The organism is Actinokineospora diospyrosa, assembly GCF_024171925.1.
Lineage (GTDB): Bacteria > Actinomycetota > Actinomycetes > Mycobacteriales > Pseudonocardiaceae > Actinokineospora > Actinokineospora diospyrosa.
Window position 1 is genome coordinate 475,167 of sequence record NZ_JAMTCO010000009.1, and the last position, 6,898, is coordinate 482,064.

The window sequence follows — 6,898 nt, forward strand, 5'->3', positions numbered from 1 at the left end:
CAGTACACGGGATTCTCCGTCCAAAGGTGGGATGGATCGTCGACGAACGTGGAGGAAACCGCTGGTCACTGGAGCATTGCTTTTTTTGCCGACGAACGTAGACTATCCCGCACCACGGTGAGCCAGGTCTCACTTCTTGATCATCCATGCACGGGCGAGGCGGCCCCGCTGTTGCGGAGCGTGACCCCACCGGCAGTCCAGCACCCGAGAGAAGGCTCGATGACCAGGACACGGACAACGGCATTGGTCGCGGTGGCCGTCGCGGCCGCCACCGCGCTCGCCGCATGTACCAGCGCGGGCAGCAACAACCCCGGTGGCAGCACCGGCGGCGGCGGTGGGGGCGCCGAGATCACCGAACTGAAGGCGGGCGTCTTCCTCGACGTCACCTCGTGGGACCCGGCCAGCGCCGACATCGGCTTCGACGGTCCCTACCTGTCCGCGGTCTACGACCCGCTGGTGGCGCTGGACAACGAGGCCAAGCCGATCCCCGCGCTGGCGACCAAGTGGGAGTGGTCGGCCGACCGGCTCACCCTCTCCATGGACCTGCGCACCGGTGTCACCTTCGACGACGGCCAGAAGTTCGACGCCGCCGCCGCGGTCGCCAACCTCAAGCACCTCAAGGCTGGCGTGCGCTCCGGGCAGGCCTACCTCAACGTCACCGACGTGAGCGCCAAGGACGAGGACACCGTCGAGCTCAAGCTGTCCAAGCGCGACGACTCGCTGCTGTACTTCATGGGCCTGGGCCGCAGCTGGATGGCCTCGCCCGCGGCGATCGCGGCCGACGCGCTGGCCAAGGGCCCGGTCGGCTCCGGCCCCTACAAGTTCGTGGCCGACAAGTCCGCCCCGCAGTCGCAGTACGTCTTCACCAAGAAGGACAACCACTGGGACAGCGCCACGTACCCGTTCAAGGACGTGCAGCTGCTCCCGATCATGGACCAGACCGCGAGCTTCAACGCGATGCAGTCCGGCCAGCTCAACGCGCAGTTCGCCAACGCCGCGAACCTGCCCAAGGCCAAGGAGGCGGGCTGGAACATCTCCTCGAAGCCCTCGTCCTGGGTCGGCGTGCAGTTCGCCGACCGCACCGGCGCGCAGGTCAAGGCGCTCGGTGACGCCAAGGTCCGCCAGGCGATCGCCTACGCCTTCGACTCCGCGGGCATCCTGCAGGCCGTCGGCAACGGCGCCGGTACCGCGACCAACCAGCTGTGGCCGGTCGACGGCAAGGTCTACGACAAGTCGATGGACGGCAAGTACCAGACCAATATGGACAAGGCCAAGCAGCTGCTGGCCGAGGCGGGTTACGCGGGCGGCTTCAGCGTCAAGATGCCGATGTCGCCGATCTTCCAGGCCTGGCAGCCCGCCGCCAACCAGACCTTCGGCGACCTGGGCATCAAGGTCGAGTGGGTCGACATGGCCATGCCCGACTACCAGAAGAACGCGCCGACCTACCCGATGTTCCTCGCCGTGATCGCCATGAGCGGCAACGACATGGCGACGCTGTCGGACCAGGTGACCACCGCGCAGTGGTACAACCCGAACCCGTCGGTGGACAAGTTCCCCGAGGTCAAGGCCCTGGTCGACGAGGTGGAGAAGGCCGAGCCCGCCGCGCAGACCGAGCTGCTCAAGAAGCTCAACACCAAGCTGGTCGACCTGGCCTGGTGGGACGTCTGGTACCAGGCGGACAACATGTACTTCAGCGCCAAGGGCATCAAGGTGCAGCCGGTCACCGGCATGATGTTCCCCACCCTGCGGTTCATCCAGCGCGGCTGAGGCCACCAGTTGCTCCGGCGGGTCCGCCCCACTCGGGCGGGCCCGCCGGTGAGGAGCCGAGACTATGTTTTCCTTCATCACCAAGCGCCTGCTGTCGGGCATCCTGCTGCTCGCGGTCGTCACGACCGGCACGTTCTTCATCGCGCACCTGGCCATCGGGGACCCGACCCCCGGTCTGCTCGGCAACAGCGCCACCCCGGCCCAGCAGGCGGCGATGCGCGCCAAGATCGGCGTGGACCGCCCGCTGCTCACCCAGTTCTGGGACTGGCTCTCGCACGCCGTCACCGGTGACTTCGGCACCTCGTGGCGCACCTTCACCCCCGTCAACGACGACCTGGCGCTGCGCCTGCCGGTGACGCTGTCCGTGGTCTTCTTCGCGACGGTGCTCTCGGCGATCTTCGGCGTCATCATCGGCATCGCCTGCGGCCTGCGCCCCGGCAGCGTGTTCGACCGCGTCCTCAAGTTCGCCTCGGTCGTGCTGTTCGCGCTGCCCGGCTACTGGCTGGGCATCGTGCTCGTGCAGCTGTTCGCCCTGGGCCTGGGCTGGTTCGACGCGACGGGCTACGTGTCCCCGGAGATCTCGGTCGGCGGCTGGCTGCGGTCCATCACCCTGCCGTCGGTGGCGTTGGCGCTCGGCGCGATCGTGATGATCGCCGAACAGCTGCGCAACAGCTTCCTGGAGGTCAACAACCAGGACTTCGTGCGCACGTTGCGCGCCAGGGGGCTGTCCAAGCGCCGGGTCACCCGGCACGTGCTGCGCAACTCCGCCCCCGCGGCGCTGACCGTGCTGGCGATGATGTTCGTCGGCCTGCTCGGTGGCGCGATCATCGTGGAGCTGGTGTTCAACCTGCAGGGCATCGGCATCCTCACGCAGCAGTCCTCGCAGAACGGCAACATCCCCGTGCTGCTCGGCCTCACCGTGATGACCGTGGTGTTCGTCGTCGTCATCAACCTCCTGCTCGACCTCGTGCTCGGGTGGGTCAACCCGAAGGTGCGCGACCGATGACCGCTGCCCCGTTCCCCGCCAACCTCGCCCCCGTCAAGCGGGTCTCGCTGTGGCGGCGCTTCCTGCGCCGCCCGGCCGGTGTCATCGCCCTCGTGGTGATGATCCTCATCGTGCTCGTCGCGGTGCTCGCCCCGTGGCTGGCGCCCTACGACCCGAACCTGGTCAAGCTCCGGATCACCAACGTCGGGCCCGGCGGCGACCACATCCTCGGCGGTGACTCCGGGGGCCGCGACATCCTCAGCCGCCTGATCTACGGCGCCAGGACCACGCTGTTCGGCGCGGCCATCACCTGCGTGTCCGCGGTGCTGATCGGCGTCCCCGCTGGCGTGTGCGCCGGGTACTTCGGCGGGGTGACCGACCGGGTCCTCACCTGGATCAGCGACGCGCTGCAGTCGATCCCCGTGCTGCTGATGCTGATGATCGTGGCGGCGGGCACCGGCCAGTCGTTCCCGGTGCTGATGGTCGTGCTCGGCCTGTTCATGGCCCCCGGCTACTACCGGATCACCCGGGGCCGCGCGCAGGCGGTGCGCAAGGAGCCCTACATCGACGCGGCCCGCGTCTCCGGCGTGACCAACCCCCGCATCCTGCGCACGCACATGGCGCGCGCGGTCTACCCGCCGATCGTGGTGCAGTCGGCGCTGACCGCGGGCCTGGCCATCGGCATGCAGGCCGGTCTGCAGTTCCTCGGCATCGGCTCGGCGCAGACGCCGTCCTGGGGCCAGATGATCTCCAACGGCATGCTGGTGATCAACACCCACGGGCTGATCCTGCTCTGGCCCTCGATCGCGCTCGGCCTGACCATCGCCTCGCTGGCGTTCATCGGCACCACCCTGGCCGACCTGATCAGCATCCGGGTCGAGCAGCCCACCCGGCGGATGCGGCTGCGGGCGCGCCAGGAGCTGGCCAAGGCGCCCGCGAGCGCCGAGCTGCCGGACCGGGTCGCCAGCGGCACGCACGCGCACGAGGTCGCCGACTGCGCGCTGCGCATCGACAACCTGCGGGTCGGCTACCCCTCCCCGGCCGGGGTCAAGGAGGTCGTCCGCGGCGTCTCCCTGGACGCGGGCCCCGGTGAGGTGCTCGGCATCGTCGGTGAGTCCGGCTCGGGCAAGACGCAGACCATGTTCGCCGTGCTTGGCCTGCTGCCCATCGGCGGCACGGCGGTCTCCGACGGGATCCACGTCAACGGCAAGGAGGTCGGCGGGCTCCCGGCGCTGGAGCGCGCCGCGCTGCTGGGCCGCTCCATCGGCTACGTGCCGCAGGAGCCGATGACCAACCTCGACCCCAGCTACACCATCGAGCGCCAGCTCGTGGAGCCGCTGCGCCAGGTCCAGGGCATGTCCAAGGCCGCGGCCAAGGCCAGGGCCCGCGAGGTGCTGGTCCGCGTCGGCATCACCGACGTGGACCGGGTGCTGCGCTCCTACCCGCACCAGATCTCCGGCGGCATGGCCCAGCGGGTGCTCATCGCGGGCGCGGTGTCCGGGCGGCCCTCGCTGCTGGTCGCCGACGAGCCCACCACCGCCCTGGACGTCACCGTGCAGGCCGAGGTGCTCGAACTGCTGCGCGAGCTGCAGCAGGAGTACGGCATGGCGCTGGTCATCGTCACGCACAACTTCGGCGTGGTCGCCGACATCTGCGACCGGCTCGTGGTGATGAAGGACGGCCGGATCGTGGAGACCGGCGCGGTCGAGCAGATCTTCCGCAGCCCGGCCGACCCCTACACCGCCGAGCTGATCAGCGCCTCGCTCGACGACGCCGACGGCCGGGTCGAGCTGGACAAGGCCCACGTGGGCGGAGAGGACGGTGCCCGATGAGCCCGCTGCTGAGCGTCGAGGACCTCGTCGTCGACTACCGGCTGGCCCGCAAGGTCCGCTTCCGCGCGCTCAAGGGCGTGTCGATCACCGTCGACCAGGGCGAGTGCGTCGGCCTGGTGGGCGAGAGCGGGTCGGGCAAGTCGACCCTGGGCCGGGCGCTGCTCGGCCTGGCCCCGGTGGAGTCCGGTCGGATCACCTTCGACGGCCAGGACATCACCCACGCCAAGGGCGCGGCCCGGCGCAAGCTGGCCAACGACATCCAGGTCGTGTTCCAGGACCCGTACGGCTCGCTGGACCCGACCATGACCGTCGGCGAGATCCTCGCCCAGCCGCTGGTCGTGGCCAAGACCCCGCGCCCGGGCGCGGTGGTCGAGGAGATGCTCGAGCGGGTGCGGCTGCCGCTGGACTCGGTGCACCGCTACCCCAGCGAGTTCTCCGGCGGCCAGCGCCAGCGCATCGCCATCGCGCGGGCGCTGGTGCGCAAGCCGCGGCTGATCGTCTGCGACGAGCCGGTGAGCGCGCTCGACCTCACCACCCAGGCGACCATCCTGGACCTGTTCATCGACCTGCAGCGCGAGACGGGCGTGGCCTACCTGTTCGTCTCGCACGACCTGGGCGTGGTGCGGCGGGTCTGCCACCGCACCTCGGTGATGTACCGGGGCGAGATCGTCGAGTCCGGGCCGACCGCGGCCGTCACCGAGGCACCGTCCGACCCGTACACCCAGCGGCTGCTGCTGGCCGCTCCCGTCGCCGACCCGGCGCGCCAGGCCCAGCGCCGCGCCGCCTGGCTCGGCCTTCGCGACTCGGCCTGACCGGGTCAGCATTGGAGCACGGCCATGCCGAAGGTCATCGATCATGATCAGCGGCGCCGGGAGATCGTCGAGGTGTCCAAGCGGCTGATCGCCGAGGGCGGTTTCGAGGCGGCGACGATGCGCAGCATCGTCACCGCGGCGGGTTTCGCCAACGGCGCGCTCAAGCACTACTTCGCCAGCAAGGACGGCATCATCGCGGCCACCTTCGACAGCGTTCTCGCCGAGACCGCGCAGCGCGCGTTCGACCTGGACCCCACCCTGGGCCCGGTCGCCGCGCTGCGCGGCTTCGTCGAGGCCGCGATGCCCCTCGACGCCGAGCGGATCAGCTCGGCGCGGGTGCTCCTGGTGCTGTGGGGCCACTCGGTCGCCAACCCCGAGCTCGCCGCGCAGTACCGCGAGCTGCTGACCAACTGGCGCGCGGAACTGGTAGCCAGAATCGGGGCGGTGTGGGACCACAGCCGCGACGTGGTCGCCGCCGGTGTCATCGCCGACGAGATCATCTCGGTGACCATCGGCGCCAACGTGGCCAGCCTCATGCACCCGGTCGGCGCACTGGTGACCCGCTACACCGACTACATCGACGCTCTAGTCGCCCGAGTGGCGGGCTGAACCCCCATCGCGGTTGTTCCCCCGGCCTCCCTCGCCTCGCGGGGGAGCGCCACTTCCCCTCTCACCCGGCGCGCCCCGGATACCCAGAACCCGCCGGTTCCGCCCTGCCCCGCGCAAGATCATCTGTCGCAAGAGCCCCCGATATACAGCCTAACGAGGGATCCCGACAGAACCGGGTCAGCGATTGGGGCCTGTGGACAGCAGAACACGTTGTGGACAACCACCTGCCAGCCCACCGAGCCAGCCTCTGGACACTCGGACCTGACCGTGCCAACGCGCCCTCGGTCAGGTCCGCCCCAGCCCACCCACTCGGCTTCTGGACACTCAGACCCAGCGGCGCCATCCCAGCTGCCGTCAGGTCCACCTTGGCCCACCCACTTAACCCCCTTAACCCCGCGCTCCTCAGAGCCGCCGTGCCAACTCGCCCCCCGCCAGGTCCGCCCCACCCCACCCAAGCCAGCCTGGACACTCGGACCAGCCGGTGCCAGCCTGCCCTTCGTCAGGGTTCGCCCTAGCCCACCCACTCAGCTCCTGGACACCCGGCCAGCCGGCGCCATCCCAGCCCCGTCAGGTTGGCCCCACCCCACCCACCCGGCCCGCGGACACTCGGACCCTGCGCTGCCAACTCGCCCCCCGTCAGGTCGGCCCCAACCCACCCACACCCGGCCCCCTGGACCCCCGGACCCAGCGGTGCCAACCCAGCCCCCGCCAGGCCCGCCCCAACCCACCCAGCCGACCACCGGATTCTCGGAAGCGTCGGTGCCATCTCAGCCTCCGTCAGGTCAGCCCACCTCACCTGCTCAGCCCCGCGCTCCTCGGAGTCGCCGGTGCCAGCCCGGCTGCCGTCAGGTCACGGTTCCAGCACCTGGACACTCGGACCCAGCGGTGCCAAC

The 6,898-nt window shown here is 70.0% G+C and carries 5 protein-coding genes; all 5 read left to right on the top strand.

Annotated features, from left to right (window positions below):
- Nucleotides 1-219: 219 nt before the first annotated feature.
- Nucleotides 220-1,767: an ABC transporter substrate-binding protein gene (locus tag LV75_RS20275; RefSeq protein WP_253888518.1), complete on the top strand. Its 1,548-nt coding sequence runs from the start codon at nt 220-222 to the stop codon at nt 1,765-1,767.
- A 64-nt stretch (nt 1,768-1,831) separates the two neighbouring features.
- Nucleotides 1,832-2,773: an ABC transporter permease gene (locus LV75_RS20280; RefSeq protein WP_253888519.1), complete on the top strand. Its 942-nt coding sequence runs from the start codon at nt 1,832-1,834 to the stop codon at nt 2,771-2,773.
- Nucleotides 2,770-4,584 (top strand): dipeptide/oligopeptide/nickel ABC transporter permease/ATP-binding protein, encoded by a 1,815-nt coding sequence (locus tag LV75_RS20285; protein WP_253888520.1) that lies wholly within the window; start codon nt 2,770-2,772, stop codon nt 4,582-4,584. The genes LV75_RS20280 and LV75_RS20285 overlap by 4 nt, the downstream gene beginning before the upstream one ends.
- Nucleotides 4,581-5,396 (top strand): ABC transporter ATP-binding protein, encoded by an 816-nt coding sequence (locus LV75_RS20290; RefSeq protein WP_253888521.1) that lies wholly within the window; start codon nt 4,581-4,583, stop codon nt 5,394-5,396. Before LV75_RS20285 ends, LV75_RS20290 begins: the two co-directional genes overlap by 4 nt.
- A gap of 24 nt (nt 5,397-5,420) precedes the next feature.
- Nucleotides 5,421-6,005 carry a TetR/AcrR family transcriptional regulator gene (locus LV75_RS20295; RefSeq protein WP_253888522.1) on the top strand — a complete coding sequence of 195 codons (585 nt, stop codon included), beginning with the start codon at nt 5,421-5,423 and terminating at the stop codon, nt 6,003-6,005.
- The last annotated feature ends 893 nt before the right edge of the window (nt 6,006-6,898 follow it).